Origin of the sequence: Paraburkholderia sp. J11-2 (assembly GCF_905220185.1) — a bacterium.
In the GTDB taxonomy this organism is placed as follows: Bacteria; Pseudomonadota; Gammaproteobacteria; order Burkholderiales; family Burkholderiaceae; genus Paraburkholderia.
Genome location: NZ_CAJMYY010000009.1, coordinates 154,299 through 171,787 on the forward strand (window position 1 = coordinate 154,299; position 17,489 = coordinate 171,787).

Sequence of the window (17,489 nt, forward strand, 5' to 3'; positions counted from 1 at the left end):
AGCGGTCTGGTGTTGAGCGTGGACTCGCCGGGCATAGCCAGTTGAGCGAACTGGCATTCCCGGCACGCTCAATCTACGATTGGGTGTTTTGAAGTTCTATGATCGAGTCGCCGGGCGATATGACTGAAACGCCTTTTCGGCTCGCTGGCGGACATGCTTCGAGCCAGACGATGCTGTCGAGAGTGCACTGCGTCTCGCGGCATGCATCACGAATCCGGCGATGCCGCAACGCCACTCAAGTGTTGTGAGTGCCGAGCTGATGCGTCCAGGTCGTCCGTCTTTTCCTTGCTCTTGCGCCAGCCGGCCGGCGGCATGCCGAATTCGCGTCTGAATGCGCGACTGAACGCGGCTTCCGACTCATAGCCAATCTGTTCAGCAACAGCGATCATCGACTTGCTACTGGTCAGAAGTTCGTGCGCGGCAATCTGCATGCGCCATCTCGCAAGGTATTGCATGGGCGGCTGGCCCAGAAGCTCGGTAAAGCGTTGCGCCAGCGCGGAACGCGACAAGCCCACTTTTCGTGCGAGCTCGTCGACGGTCCACGCATGCGCCGCTTGAGCATGAAGCAACGACAGCGCGCGTCCAACGTAGCGGTCACGCACGCCGGCAAGCCAGCCGGTCTGGTCCTCAGGTAGCGCTTCAATACAGCTACGGATCGCTTCGACAAACAACAGCTCCGAGAGCCTCGCAAGCACAATCGTGCCGCCCGCGCGCGCCTCGGCCGCTTCGGCGGCGGCCAGCTTGAGAGAGGATTCGAGCCAGGCGGCACGCGGATCCTGGCGCATATCAATCTTGAAGAGCCGCGGCAGCGTTGAGAGCAGCGGGTTGTTCAGGGTGTCGTCGCTGGCCAGAAAGCCGCACACGATGCGCGTCGCCGCTCCGCCGCCGCCATGGCACAGCGTCATCACTTCACCGGGCGCTGCCGCCATCTGCCCGGCCAGCAGCGAGTCCGACGGCACGGGCGCAAGATCGATCGCGCTACCCATGATGTGCGTCTCGCCCTGCGGCACCACGATCAATTCCCCGGCATGGACGTGAATAGCCGAACCGGGATCGTCGGCGAGCTGCGCCCAGCAATTTCCCTCGACGACCAGATGATAGGAAACGATACGCTCGGAAGGGGGCAAATACGCGCCGCAGAGCGACGCATCGGTGCGACCGATCAGACACCACGGCGCGGTGAATGTCCCGTTCAGAAACACGGCGCCGCTTAGACGAATGGCGCGCAGAACATCAGAGACTGCATCCATGAATAGCTCGCGTGAAATGCGATTTCCCTGGCGGCAATTCGCGCCGCCGGTCATTCGTCACGATGGACAAGGGCTACATGTTATACCCGCAATCTCACTCAATGACAGTTCCCTTACTGACGATTTCAACCTGCTTAATGAAGCACTTTGCGCGTATCGGACGCTTGCCATATCGCCGCGCGGCCACCGGAGCGCACGCTCGATCAGGATGACCTGGTAATTTTTGGACGCCCGGCAATGGGCACGCAACGCATCGTCAAGAAGTGGACGATCGGTCAAAAAAGATCGACGTACGAGCAGGACTGCAAAGGCTCCACGCAGGCAATGTTCGTCACAGGAAGGAACATCACGGACCGGCGTCATCCCTGCATCGCAATCAAGCCTTCCTCGGACTCTGGAAACCTGGCGCGCCAACCCACTCGCACGAATCGGTTCACACACAGTGACTTACCGCTTCGGGCAAATGCGAAAAGCGTGAGATACCGATGAAATGCCTGATAAGCCGTGTGATCCATCACCCAATGGTCGCGCTATCCGTTTTCTATGTGGCCGACGTGATGCATCACGTCGATTACAGCGTCTCTGGCGCTCTTCTGGTTCTGACCGCGAAAACGGTCTCGCGCATTTTCAGTGTATTGAACAGGCAATAGCGCGGAGATATAAAGCGGTTACGGATGAATTCCCAGGCGCAGCGCGGGGCTTGCAGGGTCAATTTCAAATGTTTTGTGCGAGTTGCGGATTCAACTCGAGATGCAGCACGACGAGCCAGCGGCGGGGGCACGCGTTGGCAATGTCGAGTGGCGTTCCCTGAGCGCCGCCGGTCGGCGCGGGCCCGATGAATCCCTGCTCTTTTGCCGCAGCCCATGCAGCCCGCGCGTCTGCCACCAGCCAGTGGCTCACGAGAAAGCACGTAATGCAGCTGAAGATCACCGTCTCGACGTCCGAAATGCCCGGATCGATTCGTTGGGTCGCGTAGCCGAACACGGCAGTCAGTATCTGGTCCACGGAAAACGTGAGCAGCGCGAGCTTGAGCCAGCCTCGAAAGCGCATTGGCATGATTAACGGAGTACCACGGGATTGAACGGCGGGTGATCAAACACGGCAACGCCTCGGGCAGATTCGACGCGCAAGTGTAGGCGTGGCGTTGTTGCCCGCACAAGAAAAAATGCCGTAAAAATCGCTGCATTGACGCACCGGCAGCCGATCTTTTACCGCGTAAGGCGTGCCGTACCGCCACGCTCCGGGACCCGCGGAGCGCGGCATCGCAGCGTGCGTGGAACGCGGCGGCGCAATAGCACCGCGCCACGTGAATGCGCGGTCAACGCGAGGTCAACCCGAACGCGTGCATGGCGACAAGGCACAGGGACCATCCGAGCCATGGCATGTTCGAAAACGTGCAGCGTGCGACATTGCCGTGCCGCCGCCGCGCAATGCGGGCTACTATATTGTCAGTGTATTGGGCTAGCTGGCAAAGGAGGCTCGATGGCCGACTGGTCGAACATGATTCGAGATTTCGTCGACGAGATCGCTGCGAGCGTGGCCATGATCGGCCGCGACGAGCGGGGGCAGTTCGTCGTCTCGGCCTGCAACGATCATTTCATGCGGATGACGGGCGGCAGACGCAATGCGATCAAGTCATTCCCGGCGTCGTTCGATGCGCTCATTCCCAACTACGCCAGAACCGAATTCCGCCAGAAACTGACCGAATGCTTTGAATCCGGCGTCGCCCGGGAACTCGAGCAAGCCTACGACCTGAGGGACGGAACGCACTGGTGGCGCTTGTCGTTGAAGCCGATACGGCACGCCGAAAGCGGCGTCTCCGTGCTCGAAATCATGGTGACGGGTCTGGAAATCACCACGAAAATGTTGCTGACACATGAACTCGAAGTCAGCACTTCGCGCTTTCGCTCCGTCGTGGATGCAGCGTACGACGCGATCATCACGATCGACCAGCAGCATTGCATTACGCTGTTCAACCGTGCCGCCGAAAACCTGTTCGGCTACTCCGCCACGGAAATGCTCGGGCACCCCATTACGGAACTTCTGCCGGAGCGCTACCGCGCCAATCATTCGCAATACGTCCACCAGTTCGCGCGCTCGCCCGTACGCTCGCGGCAAATGGACGAACGCAATCGTGTTTATGGGCTCCATCGCGACGGGTCGCTATTGCCGGTTGAAATCGCGATTTCGAAAATCAACGTGGGCGGGCTGATCGAATTCACCGCCGTGATTCGCGATATTGCCGATCGCGTTCAATTGATGGACTTGCTCCAGAAGCAGGCCGTGACCGACGAGCTGACCGGCCTGCCGAACCGCCGTGAATTCGCTGACACCGTTGAAAAGCTGCTCGAATCGGACAACACGCTCTCCGTGTTCATTCTCGATATCGATTACTTCAAGAAGATCAACGACAGCTACGGACACGACATTGGCGACGAAGTGCTGCGTGTCCTGGCCAAGGTCGTGATGAACTCCGACTGCCGGATTCGCGTGTTTGCCCGCTGGGGCGGCGAAGAATTCGTCGCTGCATTGCCCGACTTCGATATCGAGCAGGCAACGGCGGCAGCCGAAGAATTGCGGCTTACGATCGAGCAGCGCAATTTCGAACACACCTGGCGGCTGGGCAAGCCCGTTCCATTTACGGTTAGCATTGGCGTGACCGAGCGCCTGCCGGGCGAGTACGACCTGGGTCCGCTCATCAAACGCGCGGACCTCGCGCTCTATCGAGCCAAGGACAACGGACGCAACCGCGTGGAAATCGGTTAGTCCTCTCTCGCCAAGGAGCCTCTAATGGACAGAATCGCGCTGGCCTGTGTGGCCGTGCTGGGCCTTTTGCTGTTTGGCCTCGGCGTGAGCATATCCATGCTGCGCTTTCGCGAGGGCACACTCTCGGGTTGCGCAACGGACCCGGCCAGCCTGCTGCACAAGCTGGTTCGCGCGCACGCGAACACCGCCGAATATGCACCCTTCCTGGCCGTGCTGTTTCTCTATCTGGGCGCACACTCGCCCTCGCCCGCAACGCTCGCGCTGATCGTGGCGGCAACACTCTGCCGGTGCCTGCTCGTGGTCGGGCTGATCGCGTTTCCCTCGATGGCGAAGCCCAATCCCGCCCGATTTGTCGGCGCGCTCGGCACCTATGCCGCCGGCATTGCGTTGAGTTTTGCGTTGCTACGTTGAGTCGAAGAGCGTGAGCCGTGCGCGGCGACGCCCCCTTGATTATGCGCGCAACGATGCGAGCAGTTGCACGAGCGCTTCGATGTCTTCATCCCGCGTGCGCCACGACGACACGCTGATGCGCAACGCGGGCCGCCCTTGCCACGTCGTACCGCCGAACCACGTTTCGCCACTGGCCTGCACGGCGCTGCGCAGCGCCTGCGTTTGCACGTCGGTTTCGCAGCGGAACAGCACCTGATTCAGCACAACGCGATTGAGCACCTCGTAGCCGAGGCGCTCGAGTTCCGCACCGATGCGCTGCGCCTGCGCGTGGTGGCGCTCGACCATGGCCGCGACACCGCCGCGGCCCAGCGTGCGCAGCGCCGCCCACACGGGAATACCGCGCGCGCGGCGCGAAAACTCCAGGGTGAGGTTCTTCTGCGCGTCGGCACTCGCGGACAAATAGGCCGCGTCGCTGTTCATCGCCTCGGCCAACGCCTGCGCGTCGCGGCAAATAACCATCGCGCAGTCGTACGGCGTGTTCAGCCACTTGTGGGCATCGGTCGTCCAGCTATCGGCGCCTTCGATGCCCTCGGTCAACGCGCTCAACGCGGCTGACGGTGCGGTGCGCGCCCACAGGCCGAACGCACCATCGACATGCACCCACGCGCGTGCCTCCCTCGCACGCGCAATGATCGACACAAACGGGTCGAATTCGCCGGTATTCACCTCGCCGGCCTGCAGGCAGAGGATCGTATGGTCGTCGAGCGTCGGGAGGCGCGCAACATCCACGCGCCCATGAGTGTCGACGCTCGCATAGACGATGCGATCGAGCCCGAAGCCCAGAATGCGCAGCGCCTTCTTCACCGTGATGTGGGCGAGTTCCGATATCACGACCTTGATCTCGGGCGCGCCGATCAACCCCTGGCGGTCGAAATCCCAACCTTGCCGTGCAAGCAGCGCGCGCCGGGCGGTCGCGAGCGCGCCGAGCGTGCATGCCGTGGCGCTGGTGCCGAAGCCCACGGCGCTTTCGCGCGGCAGGTCGAGCGCTTCGAGTACCCAGCGGCCCGCGACTCGCTCCACCGTGGCGGCGACCGGTGAGTTGTCGAACGTCGAGGCGCACTGGTCCCACGCCAGCATGAGCCGCTCCACCGCGGCTGCCGCAGGCAGCGCCGCGCCGATCACGAAGCCGAAGTAGCGCGGGCCGTTCGAAGCCGTGGTCGCCGGCGAGCCGACACGGTCGAGCAAAGACAGCGTGTCTTGCGCGGGCAATCCGCTTGCGGGCAGCGGCTCGTCGAACGCACTGAGCGCCGCGATGGCTTCGTTCGAGGGGAAAACACGCCGCGTGGCGTTTCCTTCGACATAGCGCAGGCCGCGTGTGTCGGCATCCGCCAGCAGTTTCAGTTCATCCATTCACGCCTCCTGTCCGAGTCCATTCATATCTCAGTTCAACGTTCACGCACGCGAGGCCGCGCACGGCATGCTTCGCACCGTAACGGCCCAGAACAGCAGCGCCAGAAAACTGACTGCCGCACCTAGCATACACACGCCATGCCAGCCAGCCACGGCATACGTCGCCGTCGTGCCAATCGCGCCCAGCCCGCTGCCAACCGCATAGAACAGCATGTAAAGGCTCACGAGCCGGCTATGCAGTTGCTCGCTGCCGCGAAAGATCAAGCTTTGATTGGTTACATGCAGCGCCTGGCCGCCAAGATCGAGCAACACGATTCCAGCCAGCAGCATCCACAGCGAATGCCCCGGCATCGAGAGCGGCCACCACGCCAGCAACAAGAGCACCAGCGCGGCAGCGCTGGTGCGCTGGCCCCAACCCCGGTCGGCCCATTGGCCGGCGCGCGCGGCGGCAAGCGCGCCCGTCGCCCCGGCGATACCGAACGCTCCAATCGCCGTATGGGAAAAATTGTAGGGTGGCGCACTCAACGGCAGGACCAGCGCGCTCCAGAAGATATTGAGAATCGCGAACATCAGCAGCGCGAGCACGCCGCGCGTCTGCAGCACGCGATCCGAGCGCAGCAACGCGAACATCGAGATGATCAGTTGCCCATAGCTCATCGTGGCCTGCTCGGTGCGCCCAAGCTTCGGAAGCCGACGCCACAGCGGCACGGCAAGCGCGAGCATGACGGCGGCGGAACAGCCATACACCCCGCGCCAGCCCGCCAGATCGCTCACGCCACCGGCGAACACGCGAGCCAGCAGCAGGCCAATGAATACACCGCTGCCCGCTGCGCCCACCACTCGCCCGCGCTCGTCGGGCGCGGCCGCCGCCGCCGCATAGGCGATCAAACCCTGCGTCATGGCCGTACCCAGCATGCCAACACCGAGCATGCCAGCCAGCAGCACCGCGACGGATCGCGCGAGACTGACCACGCACAGCGCGCCCGCCAGCGCCAGCAATTGCACGAGCATCAGGCGGCGGCGCTCCACCCTGTCGCCCAGCGGCACGAGCAGCAGCAACGCCAGCGCGCAACCGGCCTGCGTCGCCGTGACCACGCCGCCAACCGCGGCGCGGGTAATGCCGAAATCGCGCGCCAAAGCGTCCAGCAAAGGCTGCACATAGTAGACATTGGCAACGCACAGGCCGCTAGCCACAGCGAACAGCAGTACGAGGCCGCGCGGCATCGGTGCGCGCGACCGGACGAAAGCATCGCGGGCTGGCGATGCAAGCGCGATGGAATCCGTGTCCATGATTTGCAATCCAGTTTCAAAACAAAACTGGTTGAATGGTAGGGCAGCTAGTTTTAAAATGCAACTACGTGAGGCGAGCCCATTTCGTCGCTGCGTACCCGCAAATCAGGAAATCGCCATGGCAAGCCGCAAATCCGCGAAGAGGGAAACCTGTCCCGTTGCACGCTCGGTTGACGTGATCGGCGACCGGTGGTCGCTGATGATCCTGCGCGACGTCTTCGACGGTGTTTACCGCTTCGGTGACATTCAGCGCAATCTGGGCGTGGCGCGCAATATTCTCTCTGGCCGTTTGAGCCAGCTGGTCGAGGCCGGCATTCTCGAAACACGGCCGGCCTCCGACGGCACGGCCTATCAGGAGTACGTGCTAACGAAGAAAGGGGAAAGCCTCTTCCCCGTTATCGTCGCCCTTCAGCAGTGGGGCGAGCGCCATTTGTTCGAACGCAACGAGAAGCATTCGTGGTTGATCGACAAAGCAACGGGCAAGCCGTTGCTTTCCATGTTCCCGCAGACCCGCGAAGGGCACCCGCTCACGCCTCACGACACCGTGGTCAAGAAACCCGCGTGACGGCCCTTTCGTCAGGCGCAGCGCCTGCCCGGCTCACACGGCCGGATCGATAGGCGAAGGCGGCGCGCCGCGTTCTTCGATCGCCTGGCCCGCCAGCAAACACAGGTCCTCGCGAAAGTGCCCGGCCACGATCTGCACGCCCACCGGCACGTCCTTCACCATGCCCGTCGAAACGACGAGTCCCGGCAAGCCCATGGCGGGCAACGCGCGCATGGTGAGTTGCGCATCCCATACGCGCTGGAAGCCCGCCGCGCCCTGCATGTCGAGGTTATCGGGGAACGGCAGTTCGCCCGAAACCGGCAGCAGCAGCACGGGATACTCCGCAAGGAACAAGCGCCATGCGCGCGTGAGCGTCGTGCGGCGCACCAGCGACGGCACCACCACGTTCTCGGGCATCGCCGCGACCTTGGCGCGCACGCCATCCACCACGGCCTGCGCACCCGGGTCGCCGTCGCGCGCCACGGCGTCGGCGAGCGCAGGGAAACCGTCGCCGAGCCACAGGCGCTCCTGCACTTCGCCGGCGTCGCGCAAGAGCGGCACGTCGTCGATCTGCTCGACCGTCCAGCCCGCGTCGGCGAGCCGGCGGCCGGCGTCGAGCAAGGCGTCCTCCACTTCCTTCGTAATGCTCATGCCGCCCGGGCGCAGGCACAGCGCCGCGCGCCGCGGCACGTCGGGCCCGATGAGCGGCGCAGGCGCCCACCAGGGGTCGCGCAGGTCGGGCGCCGCCAGCGCCGCGAGCGCCACGCGCAGGTCCTCGACCGTGCGCGCCATCGGGCCTGCGCCCGACATCATCTGCGCGCCGATCGGCCGCTCGGGCGACGACGCGTTGAACGCCGGCACGCGCCCGATGCTGGGCCGCAAGCCATGCACGCCGCACGCATACGCGGGGTAGCGCACCGAGCCGCCAATGTCGGTGCCGAGTGCGATATGGCCGATGCCGGCCGTCACCGCCGCCGCCGCGCCGCCGCTCGAGCCGCCCGGCGTGAGCGACGCATTGCGCGGGTTCTTCGTATGACCGTGCACCTGGTTGCTCGTGAACCAGCGCAGCGCGAAAGTCGGCGAATTGGTGCGGCCGAGCAGCACTGCGCCCGCGCGCACGAGGTTCTCGACAGCGGGGCTGTTCACCTGCGCGATCAGATCCTTTTGCAGGCGCGTGCCGTTGGTCGTGGCAAAGCCCGCCTGGTCGATGTTGATCTTCGTGGTCACGGGCACGCCCGCGAGCGGCCCCGGGTCTTCGCCGCGCGCGAGCGCCGCATCGATCCTGTCGGCCTGCTGGAAGACCCATTCGGGCCGATAGTCGATCACCGCGTTGATGAGCGGATTGACGGCTTCGAGGCGCTCGAGCGCGGCCTTCGCGGCCTCGCGGGCGGACACCTCGCGCGCGCGAACCTGCTTTGCGAGTTCAGTTGCGGTTAAACGCCAAAGTTCAGTCACGATCCCTCCGGTTCGTTGGCAAATTGAGAATGAGTCGGTCAGGCGCTCGCCGATAACGTCTCGACACGCCGCCTGTCACGCAGGACGGCCAGCGCGAGCGCCGCCAGCCCGCACGCCGCGATGAGCGCGAGCAGCGCCGCGCGGCCGCCGTGCACCAGCACCCAGCCGCCCACAGTCGGAAACCCGAATGCGCCGACGAAGTACGCCGCGACGAACCACGTGAGCGCGGCGCGGCGGTGCGCGGCGACGGAGTCGTTGACGGCCTGAAGCTGGACGATCGGGTAAGCGAGCCCGTACCCGGTGCCGAGCAGCACCGCGGCGGCCGATTGAAACAGCACGTGAAACGGCACGACGAACATCGCCGCGCTGCCGAGCACCATCATCGTGAGCAGCACTTTCGTCGCCGTTTCGGAGCGCAGCTTGATGACCACGCGCGAGAGCAGCCAGCGCGTGGCGATGACGGTCACCGTGTAGACGCTGAAGAAGGTGGTCGCTTTCGCCTCGGTGCCCTGCACAAGCGACATCTGGAATGTCATGAGGCCCGAGAACACGCAGCCGCCGAGCGCGATGATGACGATGGGATACACCGCGCGCGTGCGGGCGATCACGCCGGCCTTCAGGAGCCACGGGTCCGGCGAGGCCGGCTCCTGCGTCACGGAAGCGGAGCGCACGTGCGGCGCAATGCGGCCGAATAGTTCGAGCAGCACGGCCGCCAGCACGCACAGGCCGCCGATCGCGTAGAGCACGCCGCCAAGCGGCATGCGCCAGAAGCGGATCGCAAAGCCCGCAATCGCCGGGCTGCCGCCGATGCCCGTCATCTGCATGGTGGCGAAGCGCAGGAACCAGAGCCCGCGTTCGGCGTCGTTCGTGCGCTCGGCGAGCGCCATGGGGGCGGCGAGACAAAACGCACCCCAGCCGAAGCCCACGAGGAAGCCTGGCACGACATCGAAGCTGCTCACGTGCTCGACGAGCGCGAAGCTCACCACGCCCGCGCCCACACAGAGCGCCGCCAGCGCCGCCATGCGCGCCGCGCCCACATGCTGGGCGACCCAGCCGGTGAGCGAGACGCCCACGAAGGTGCCGAGGGCCGCGCCTGCGAGCGCCACACCGGTATTGATGTCGTTCCCGCCGATGGCGTGCACGCGCATGGAGAACAGGAACGTCGCGCCATAACCTGCCGATGCGAGCAGGACGCCGACGAGCATGATGAGGGCACTGAATGGACGCACGGCAGGCCTTCCGGACGATGAGGCAAGCGTGCACATTATCAGTCCCTGTGCCCAGCGCTGCATTCGGGTGCTCCTCGGGGTGCGATGACGGTGGCATGCGGGCCGCCGGGCAGTGGAAGCGCTTCCACTGCCCGGCGGGTTACGGGCGGCGTGCGGGTTACTTTGCGTCCTGCTGCGCGTGCTCGGCAGCGTCGATGATCGCGTCGGCCACCGCCTTCGGCTGGCTCAGGATCGAGACGTGGCTGCCGTTCACGCGCGTCACCTTCGCGCCGATATGTTTGGCCATCGACTCCTGCAGCGCGGGGGCGATCATGCGGTCGCGCGCCGTCACGACGAAATACGAAGGCTTGTCATGCCACGCGGCCTGCGTGACCTTCTGCGAGAGCGCGCCGCTGAACCACGGGCCCTGAGTGGCCGCCACGACGCGTTGCTGCGCGGGCGGCAGGTCGGGTGCGAAGTCCTCGCGAATCGCCTTGTCGGAAAGCGTCAGGTAACCCGCCGAGTCTTTGCGCAGTTCGCTCGCCCACGGTGCGTCCGGCTGGCCCTGCGTGATATCGGCGATCGACTGGCCGTTGTCGGGCGCGAAAGCCGCGACGTACACGAGCGACTTCACCTTCTCGTCGTTGCCCGCCTCGCTGATCACAACGCCCGCCCACGAATGGCCAACCAGCACCACCGGGCCCTTCTGCTGCTCGATCACGCGCTTCGTCGCGGCCGTGTCGTCGGCGAGCGAGCTGAGCGGGTTCTGCACGGCGACCACGTGCAGGCCGCGCGCTTCGAGCAGCGGGATCACGCGGCTCCAGCTCGAGCCGTCGGCGAACGCGCCGTGCACGAGCACGACGTTGGTGCCTTTCAGATCGTGCGGCGGCGCGGCGTGCGCCGCCTGCAGCGCGAAGAGGCCGCCGATGAGCGCCACGGAAGTGAAAATCTTTTTGATCGAAGCCATCGTCTTTCTCTCTTCTTTTATCGGGTCGTTCGGTGGGTCGGGACGGGCGTATTACGAATGCGCGTAGATCGGGCCGAGGCCGGGGACATCGTCCTGCGCAGCGCGTGCGGCGTCCGCGTCGCGATGCGCCGCGCCCGAAGCGGACGAGCCGTTCGCCACGCCGCCATACGACGGCGCGGTGGCTTGCTGCGGGGCCTGCGAGGCTTCCACGCGCGAGAGCGCTGCCTGGATGTTGCGCGGGTATTGGGTTTCGTCGGCGGCGGGGTTGTAGCCGGCCTTCTGCAACTGCACGAGTTCGGCGCGCACCTGCGCACGGGTAACGGGCTCGTTCGACTGCGCGAACGAAAGAACCGGGGCGGCGGCGAGAGCAGCAAGGGCGAGGAGCTTGAGGGCTTTCATGACGTTCTCCAAAGATGAGGTCGGGTTCGAATCGGGTTGCCGTTCAGCGCGAGGGGTGTATCGAGCTGGTGTAGGGGTATTTGAACGCCCGGATGTATCTGCCGTGTTTCCATTTGGGGCGCGGTTTGCGTATCAACGTGTCCGGATTGCGCGCAGATACATTGCGCTACAAAAAGCCCCCATGAGGCGCGGCGCGGGCCGCAACGCAAACGCCGCCGCGCCCGCGAGGGCACGGCGGCGTGGCGTGGGGTTAGCGCGTATCAGCCGAACGTGAAGCTGTAGACGTGCGCGCCCGGGTCGAGAAAGCGGATCTCGAAGGTGTGATCCCCGATGCGGCCGGACTGGCGCACGAGCTGATACAGGCGCGGGCTCGTGGCGACGCCCGTGCCGTCCGCTGCGACATCGGCGCCATGCGCGGCGCCCGGCGGCGCGCCGTCGATGCTGATGCGAAAGCGCACGGGCTTGCCGTCGGCGGCGGGCGCAAGCACCAGGTGCAGGTCGCGCGCATGGAAGCGATAGGCGATGCTCGCCTGCGGCGCCCCCGCCACGGCGGATTCGGCGCCCACGTTCCACTGCCCGCCGAACGCCCACTGGTTCAGGTCGAGCTGCCCGGGCAATGTGTAGGACGCGGCCGTATCGCCCTGCACGCGCTGCGGGTTCGCATTGCCCTGCGCCTCGCGATAACCCACGTACGTTTCGCCCGAGCCGATGTCGCGCAGGTCCGCCGGCGCCAGCGCGCCGCTCGCCTGCGGCGCCTGCGGCGTGGCGGCGGGCGTGGCGCGGCCGTTGTCGGCCAGCAATTGCTGGATCGCCTGCTCGGCCTGGGCGTAGTCCCCTTCGCCGAAGTGGTGATAACGCACGCGGCCCTGGGCATCGACGAGATAGAACGCCGGCCAGTACTGGTTGCCGAAGGCGTTCCAGATGCGGTAGTCGCTGTCCACGGCAACGGGATAGCGGATGTTCAGGTCGGCCAGTGCCCGCTTGACGTTGCCCGTGTCATGCTCGAAACCGAACTCGGGCGTGTGCACGCCGATCACGACGAGACCGTCGTTGCGGTAGCGCTCCGCCCACGTCTTCAGATACGGCAGGGCTCGCAGGGAGTTGATGCACGAGTAGGTCCAGAAGTTGACCAGCACGACCTTGCCGCGCAGCGCTTCGGGCGTGAGCGGCGCGGAATTGAGCCAGGTGATCGCGCCGTCGAGCGGCGGCAAACGGCCTTCGACCGGCAGATCGGCGGCCGCGTGAGCGGGCAGTGAGACGCGCACGATGTGCGCGGACAGATCGGCTGATTGAGAGGCGAACTGAGAGGTCAACCGCGGCGCCGGGCTCGACTGTGCCTCCCGTTCCAGATGCGGCGCCGGTTCCGCGCGCTTCGCGCGATTCGCGGCGGGCGACGCCAGCAAATCGACGAGGCGCGCTTCCACGCCATTGGTCGGCGCGCCGGGCACGAGGACGAGCAAGCGCGTATCCAGACCCAGCGCGATCGCACCGACCGTGAGGAGCACGAGCGCGCCCATTGCGCGCCGCACATGCTCGCCCACGCCGAGCGAGCGCTTGAGCGCGGCCATCGCGCGATGACCGAGACCCGCCACTACCGCAAGCGAACTGGCGGCGCCCACGGCGTAGCCCGCGAGCGCGGCCCACGTCTGCCAGGTCACGCCGTGGCGGGCTGCACCGGTAATGATGAGACCGAGGATCGGCCCGGCGCACGGCGCCCAGAGCAGCCCCGTCGCCGCACCGAGCAACATGGCGGAGCCGATGCGGCGCGACGCGCCGTCGTCCTGCGAGCGCGCCATGAAGCGGTCGGCGAGCGCAGTAAGCGGCCCGGAGAGACGCGCAGCAAGCGCGGGAAAGAGCAGCGCAGCGCCGAACAGCGCGAAAAGCCCGAGCGCGATCCAGCGGCCGTACTCGCTCAACTGCGCCGCGCCGTTCAGACCCGCGGCGCCCAGCCCCGTGAGCAGCGCGAACGTGAGCGCGAGGCCGAGCAGCATGGGCAGGCGGCCGCTCAGGAACGGCTCTTCGGAGCGCGCGAACACGAACGGCACGACCGGCAGGATGCAGGGGCTCAGGACGGTGAACGCACCGCCCACGAATGCGACGACGATGAGTAACATGAGTTCGGTCTCCAGACGAATGTCGGCGGACTTGCCATGTGGCGTATTTCAGCGCGAGCATGTATCCGGGGAATGTCTGGAACGCGTGCGTCGTGCATCGTCATGTATCGCGAAAGCGGCTTGATACATGCCGATACAAACGCGCAGCGGTGGACGCGCTGTGGATGCGCAGCGAGCGATTTGTATCGCTACGTATCGCGCCCCGGCGGCGACACACTACGTTTCAACAGTGCCGCGGCGGGGACACGCGCCAGATACGTGGGAGCGTTCCAATACGCTCGTCGTCCACACAAGGAGAACCCTCATGATCTCTCGTCTCAAGATTGCCGCTGTCGCCATCGGCCTCGCCGCTAGCGCCGGGCTCGCCGCCTACGCCTCCAGCGAGGAACCTTCGCTCGGCTCGGCCGCGCTGCAAACCGGCGCGCAGGCGCCCAACTTCACCGGCATCAACAACTGGCTCAACAGCCCTCCGCTCGACCTCAAGCAGTTGCACGGCAAGGTCGTGCTCGTCGACTTCTGGACCTTCGACTGCATCAACTGCGCGCACACCATCCCGCATATCAAGGAGCTGGACGCGCGCTATCGCGACAAGGGTCTGGTGGTGGTCGGCGTGCACACGCCCGAGTATTCGTTCGAGCGCGACACCGACAACCTGAAAAAGGCGATCAAGCGATACGGCATTACGTACCCGGTTGCGCAGGACAACGGTTACGCGACGTGGAATGCCTACGGCAACCAGTACTGGCCGGCGGTGTATCTGATCGACCAGAACGGCAAGCTCGTTTATACGCACTTCGGCGAAGGGGATTACGCGCAGACCGAGCAGAAGATTCGCGATCTGCTGGGCATCCAGGGCAAGCAAGGATGATCGACTGGCGCGCGCCGCTCCGGGTTCCGGGGCAGCGCGCGTACCATGCGATATTGGGCGCAAACCCGAAAAAGGAAAAAGGCCAATGTCGAATGCCTGGAAAGGCCGCTGCCTGTGTGGCGCGGTGCAATACCACGCGCGCGGCGCCGCGCTGACGCAACTCATTTGTCACTGCCGCGATTGCCAGCGCGCTTCAGGGTCGGGCGGCTTGCCTGTCGTCGTCGTGAGCGCGGGCGAATTCTCGTTCGACGGCGAAATCCGGTCTTACACGATAACCGGCGGCAGCGGCATGCCGACCACGCGCAATTCGTGCGCACGTTGCGGCAGCCTGCTCTTTGGCACGCCCCAGCATGCGCCGGATATCGTGACGATCTACGCGGGAACGCTCGACGACCCTTCACGGTTCCATGCCGAATTCGTTCAGTTCACGTCCGAACGACATCAGCTCGATGCCCGCGAGCCCGGCATCGCTCAATATTCGGGACGCGCGCCCTGAGGCGATTCAAAGATGCCGCGTTTCCGGAGGCGGATTGCCCCAATCGTTCGCGAGACCATTGGCATAGGAGATCGGTGCATTCAACGCTTCGTTCAGGTCGAAGTCGTCGATACACATGATATTCACGTTGATGTACGGATAGCCCGTGCCGTTGGGCATGTCGATGCGGTCGAATACGTGCACGCCGCAGTGTTTGCAAAACGGATGATGGGCGACCGGGTTTTTCCCTTCGTAGTGCGTGAGTTCGCTTGCGCCGGAAAGTAGAACAAAGTCTTCCGGGCGGACCTGCACCAGCCAGAGCCGGAGTTTTCCACAGAAGCTGCAGTTGCATTTTCCCGTGCCCTTGCTGAAATCGATCAGGGCTTCGAACTTTATCGACTGGCAATGGCAACTTCCACGGTATGTCCGCTGCATGAGGGCGCTCCCGATCGGTTTGGCGACAACTGCGGATTATGTCACCGAATGCGCGGCTAGCACCCGTGCCTCCCATCAAGGCGCAAAGCGCGTAAACACGTAGTCGCGATCCTTCACCTTCGAAGCGTGGCACGCAAAACAGGTTTGATGCTGCGCCAGGTCGGCAGGCACGCCGTTCACGAAACGCCCGTACCCCCAGCCGCCCGTGGACGCATAGCGGCGCGAGTCCTTCACCATGACCTGCACGGTCGTGGGCTGGCCCGGCACCGTGGCGGTTGCGAAATCATCGGACTGCTTACGCTTGTACGCAAGCTTCACGAGGATCGTGCCGTCCGGATATGGCAGCGTCGCATTCTCGATGGCCTTGATCGCCACCGGATTGCCGAGCACCACGCGCAGTTCGTCGAGCGGCGCGGCCTCCTCCGCCGGGGCGATCATTTCCCACTTGCGGTAGCCGGGTGGAATCGTCACGCCGTAGATCGGCGAAGCCGCGTGGCCCGGCGCCTGCGATCGTGCTTGCGGCTGCGCTTGCGCGCCTTGCTGCGCCCATGCGGCGTGACCTTGCGTCAGACTCGCGAGCAGCGCGCCCGCGAGGAGCGCGCGACGCCTGAAAAAACGTATTTGCATCGCGGCCTCCGATCACAGATGCGTGACTTGCAGAATGGCCTGCGCGAACTCCTTGGGCGCTTCCTGCGGGAGATTGTGGCCAATGCCGCCGTCGATCGTGCGGTGCAGGTACTTGCCCGTGAACTTCTTCGCATAGGCGGCCGGCGCGGGATGCGGCGCGCCGTTGGCGTCGCCTTCGAGCGTGATGGTCGGCACGGTAATGGCCGGTGCGGCGGCGAGACGCTGCTCGAGGCTGTCGTACTTCGCTTCGCCCTGCACGAGCCCGAGGCGCCAGCGGTAGTTGGAGATCACGATGGCCACGTGGTCGGGATTCTGGAACGACGCTGCACTGCGCTCGTAGGTCGCGTCGTCGAAGTTCCACTTCGGCGAGGCAAGTTGCCAGATCAACTTGTTGAACGCGTCGCGATTCGAGGCATAGCCCTGCGCGCCACGCTCGGTCGAAAAGTAGAACTGGTACCACCACTGCAGCTCGGCTTGCGGCGGCAGCGGCTTGCGGTTCGCCTCCTGGCTGCCGATCAGATAGCCGCTGACCGAGACGAGACCCTTCACGCGCTCTGGCCACAGCGCCGCGACGATGTTCGCCGTGCGCGCGCCCCAGTCGTAGCCGCCCAGAACGGCCTGATCGATCTTCAGGGCATCCATGAACGCAACAAGATCGACAGCGGTGACGGCCTGCTGGCCGTTGCGCGGCGTGTCGTCCGAGACAATGCGCGTGCTGCCGTAGCCGCGCAGATACGGCACGATCACGCGGTAGCCCGAAGCGGCCAGCATCGGCGCGACCTCGACATAGCTATGGATGTCGTACGGCCAGCCGTGCAGCAGGATCACCACCGGGCCGTTCTTCGGTCCCGCTTCGGCGTAGCCCACATTGAGCAGGCCCGCGTTGATCTGCTTGATCGGGCCGAACGACACGCCGTTGCCCGTGCGCGTGTTGCCGTCCGTACCGCCAGCCGACTGTGCGTGCGCGAGACCGCCGAATGCGAAGTCCGCGAGCGTGAGGCCGGCAAGCGACGTGCCGAGAAGACGACGGCGACGGACGTTGACGGGATCTGACATGACCACTTCTCCTTGATGTGCATGCATGCAGGCCGCGCCCGAACGGCTTGGCCTCGTTGATTGAGCCCACGGCAGCAGATCGGTCGATCGCGCTCGCGGCGGCAGGCAAAACGCCCCGGTGAATTTATATCCGAGCAGGAAAAGCGCCATGTATCCCAATGTGTCTGTTGCGAGCGTGGACACACAACGAATCAAAAAATGTCGGCGTGGCGGGATCGGTCGCGGCGAGCGCGAG

General features: G+C 65.0%; 17 protein-coding genes. 5 read left to right on the plus strand and 12 right to left on the minus strand.

The window, feature by feature from the left end:
• Nucleotides 1-206: 206 nt before the first annotated feature.
• Together U5A57_RS14910 and U5A57_RS14915 are read right to left on the minus strand one after the other, a co-directional pair.
• The gene (locus U5A57_RS14910) at nucleotides 207-1,250 is read right to left on the minus strand and encodes an AraC family transcriptional regulator (protein WP_321912032.1); all 1,044 of its coding nucleotides are present in this window, start codon (nucleotides 1,248-1,250) and stop codon (nucleotides 207-209) included.
• 714 nt (nucleotides 1,251-1,964) lie between these two features.
• Nucleotides 1,965-2,306, minus strand: coding sequence for a hypothetical protein (locus tag U5A57_RS14915; RefSeq protein WP_321912034.1), 342 nt, complete (start codon nucleotides 2,304-2,306; stop codon nucleotides 1,965-1,967).
• Between the two features lie 426 nt (nucleotides 2,307-2,732).
• On the opposite strand from U5A57_RS14915, the gene U5A57_RS14920 reads away from it, so the two are divergent.
• Nucleotides 2,733-4,016, plus strand: a complete 1,284-nt coding sequence (locus U5A57_RS14920; protein ID WP_321912251.1) for a diguanylate cyclase — start codon at nucleotides 2,733-2,735, stop codon at nucleotides 4,014-4,016.
• Between the two features lie 24 nt (nucleotides 4,017-4,040).
• The gene (locus U5A57_RS14925) at nucleotides 4,041-4,427 is read left to right on the plus strand and encodes an MAPEG family protein (RefSeq protein WP_321912036.1); all 387 of its coding nucleotides are present in this window, start codon (nucleotides 4,041-4,043) and stop codon (nucleotides 4,425-4,427) included.
• A gap of 39 nt (nucleotides 4,428-4,466) precedes the next feature.
• On the opposite strand, the gene U5A57_RS14930 is transcribed toward U5A57_RS14925, so the two are convergent.
• The gene (locus U5A57_RS14930) at nucleotides 4,467-5,816 is read right to left on the minus strand and encodes a pyridoxal phosphate-dependent decarboxylase family protein (protein ID WP_321912038.1); all 1,350 of its coding nucleotides are present in this window, start codon (nucleotides 5,814-5,816) and stop codon (nucleotides 4,467-4,469) included.
• Between the two features lie 42 nt (nucleotides 5,817-5,858).
• Nucleotides 5,859-7,106, minus strand: a complete 1,248-nt coding sequence (locus tag U5A57_RS14935) for an MFS transporter (protein ID WP_415774624.1) — start codon at nucleotides 7,104-7,106, stop codon at nucleotides 5,859-5,861.
• 118 nt (nucleotides 7,107-7,224) lie between these two features.
• On the opposite strand from U5A57_RS14935, the gene U5A57_RS14940 reads away from it, so the two are divergent.
• Nucleotides 7,225-7,671: a helix-turn-helix domain-containing protein gene (locus U5A57_RS14940; RefSeq protein ID WP_321912253.1), complete on the plus strand. Its 447-nt coding sequence runs from the start codon at nucleotides 7,225-7,227 to the stop codon at nucleotides 7,669-7,671.
• 33 nt (nucleotides 7,672-7,704) lie between these two features.
• Here the strand turns inward: U5A57_RS14940 and U5A57_RS14945 are convergent, their stop codons facing one another.
• From U5A57_RS14945 to U5A57_RS14965, 5 genes are all read right to left on the minus strand, one after another.
• Nucleotides 7,705-9,105, minus strand: a complete 1,401-nt coding sequence (locus U5A57_RS14945) for an amidase family protein (protein ID WP_321912040.1) — start codon at nucleotides 9,103-9,105, stop codon at nucleotides 7,705-7,707.
• A gap of 38 nt (nucleotides 9,106-9,143) precedes the next feature.
• Nucleotides 9,144-10,334: an MFS transporter gene (locus tag U5A57_RS14950; RefSeq protein WP_321912043.1), complete on the minus strand. Its 1,191-nt coding sequence runs from the start codon at nucleotides 10,332-10,334 to the stop codon at nucleotides 9,144-9,146.
• A 157-nt stretch (nucleotides 10,335-10,491) separates the two neighbouring features.
• Nucleotides 10,492-11,280, minus strand: a complete 789-nt coding sequence (locus U5A57_RS14955) for an alpha/beta hydrolase (RefSeq protein WP_321912045.1) — start codon at nucleotides 11,278-11,280, stop codon at nucleotides 10,492-10,494.
• 51 nt (nucleotides 11,281-11,331) lie between these two features.
• On the minus strand, nucleotides 11,332-11,679 hold the full coding sequence (locus U5A57_RS14960; protein WP_321912047.1) for a DUF4148 domain-containing protein: 348 nt from the start codon (nucleotides 11,677-11,679) through the stop codon (nucleotides 11,332-11,334).
• A gap of 260 nt (nucleotides 11,680-11,939) precedes the next feature.
• Nucleotides 11,940-13,793 (minus strand): cytochrome c biogenesis protein DipZ, encoded by a 1,854-nt coding sequence (locus U5A57_RS14965; RefSeq protein ID WP_321912049.1) that lies wholly within the window; start codon nucleotides 13,791-13,793, stop codon nucleotides 11,940-11,942.
• Between the two features lie 304 nt (nucleotides 13,794-14,097).
• Here U5A57_RS14965 and U5A57_RS14970 point away from each other — a divergent pair, with 304 nt between their 5' ends.
• On the plus strand, nucleotides 14,098-14,661 hold the full coding sequence (locus tag U5A57_RS14970) for a thioredoxin family protein (RefSeq protein WP_321912050.1): 564 nt from the start codon (nucleotides 14,098-14,100) through the stop codon (nucleotides 14,659-14,661).
• Between the two features lie 85 nt (nucleotides 14,662-14,746).
• Nucleotides 14,747-15,157 (plus strand): GFA family protein, encoded by a 411-nt coding sequence (locus U5A57_RS14975; RefSeq protein WP_321912052.1) that lies wholly within the window; start codon nucleotides 14,747-14,749, stop codon nucleotides 15,155-15,157.
• A gap of 6 nt (nucleotides 15,158-15,163) precedes the next feature.
• On the opposite strand, the gene U5A57_RS14980 is transcribed toward U5A57_RS14975, so the two are convergent.
• From U5A57_RS14980 to U5A57_RS14990, 3 genes are all read right to left on the minus strand, one after another.
• On the minus strand, nucleotides 15,164-15,571 hold the full coding sequence (locus U5A57_RS14980; protein WP_321912054.1) for a GFA family protein: 408 nt from the start codon (nucleotides 15,569-15,571) through the stop codon (nucleotides 15,164-15,166).
• A gap of 75 nt (nucleotides 15,572-15,646) precedes the next feature.
• A complete protein-coding gene (locus tag U5A57_RS14985; protein ID WP_321912056.1) occupies nucleotides 15,647-16,198 on the minus strand; it encodes a cytochrome P460 family protein in 552 nt (183 codons plus the stop codon).
• Nucleotides 16,199-16,210: 12 nt separating this feature from the next.
• Nucleotides 16,211-17,254, minus strand: a complete 1,044-nt coding sequence (locus U5A57_RS14990; RefSeq protein WP_321912058.1) for an alpha/beta hydrolase — start codon at nucleotides 17,252-17,254, stop codon at nucleotides 16,211-16,213.
• Between the last annotated feature and the right edge of the window lie 235 nt (nucleotides 17,255-17,489).

Excerpts from the sequence above, each read along its gene's own strand:
- U5A57_RS14990 (WP_321912058.1), bottom strand. The coding sequence starts at position 17,254 with ATGTCAGATCCCGTCAACGTCCGTCGCCGTCGTCTTCTCGGCACGTCG.
- U5A57_RS14985 (WP_321912056.1), bottom strand. The coding sequence starts at position 16,198 with ATGCAAATACGTTTTTTCAGGCGTCGCGCGCTCCTCGCGGGCGCGCTG.
- U5A57_RS14960 (WP_321912047.1), bottom strand. The coding sequence starts at position 11,679 with ATGAAAGCCCTCAAGCTCCTCGCCCTTGCTGCTCTCGCCGCCGCCCCG.
- U5A57_RS14970 (WP_321912050.1), top strand. The coding sequence starts at position 14,098 with ATGATCTCTCGTCTCAAGATTGCCGCTGTCGCCATCGGCCTCGCCGCT.
- U5A57_RS14910 (WP_321912032.1), bottom strand. The coding sequence starts at position 1,250 with ATGGATGCAGTCTCTGATGTTCTGCGCGCCATTCGTCTAAGCGGCGCC.
- U5A57_RS14955 (WP_321912045.1), bottom strand. The coding sequence starts at position 11,280 with ATGGCTTCGATCAAAAAGATTTTCACTTCCGTGGCGCTCATCGGCGGC.
- U5A57_RS14940 (WP_321912253.1), top strand. The coding sequence starts at position 7,225 with ATGGCAAGCCGCAAATCCGCGAAGAGGGAAACCTGTCCCGTTGCACGC.
- U5A57_RS14980 (WP_321912054.1), bottom strand. The coding sequence starts at position 15,571 with ATGCAGCGGACATACCGTGGAAGTTGCCATTGCCAGTCGATAAAGTTC.
- U5A57_RS14920 (WP_321912251.1), top strand. The coding sequence starts at position 2,733 with ATGGCCGACTGGTCGAACATGATTCGAGATTTCGTCGACGAGATCGCT.
- U5A57_RS14930 (WP_321912038.1), bottom strand. The coding sequence starts at position 5,816 with ATGGATGAACTGAAACTGCTGGCGGATGCCGACACACGCGGCCTGCGC.
- U5A57_RS14935 (WP_415774624.1), bottom strand. The coding sequence starts at position 7,106 with ATGGACACGGATTCCATCGCGCTTGCATCGCCAGCCCGCGATGCTTTC.
- U5A57_RS14925 (WP_321912036.1), top strand. The coding sequence starts at position 4,041 with ATGGACAGAATCGCGCTGGCCTGTGTGGCCGTGCTGGGCCTTTTGCTG.
- U5A57_RS14915 (WP_321912034.1), bottom strand. The coding sequence starts at position 2,306 with ATGCCAATGCGCTTTCGAGGCTGGCTCAAGCTCGCGCTGCTCACGTTT.
- U5A57_RS14965 (WP_321912049.1), bottom strand. The coding sequence starts at position 13,793 with ATGTTACTCATCGTCGTCGCATTCGTGGGCGGTGCGTTCACCGTCCTG.
- U5A57_RS14975 (WP_321912052.1), top strand. The coding sequence starts at position 14,747 with ATGTCGAATGCCTGGAAAGGCCGCTGCCTGTGTGGCGCGGTGCAATAC.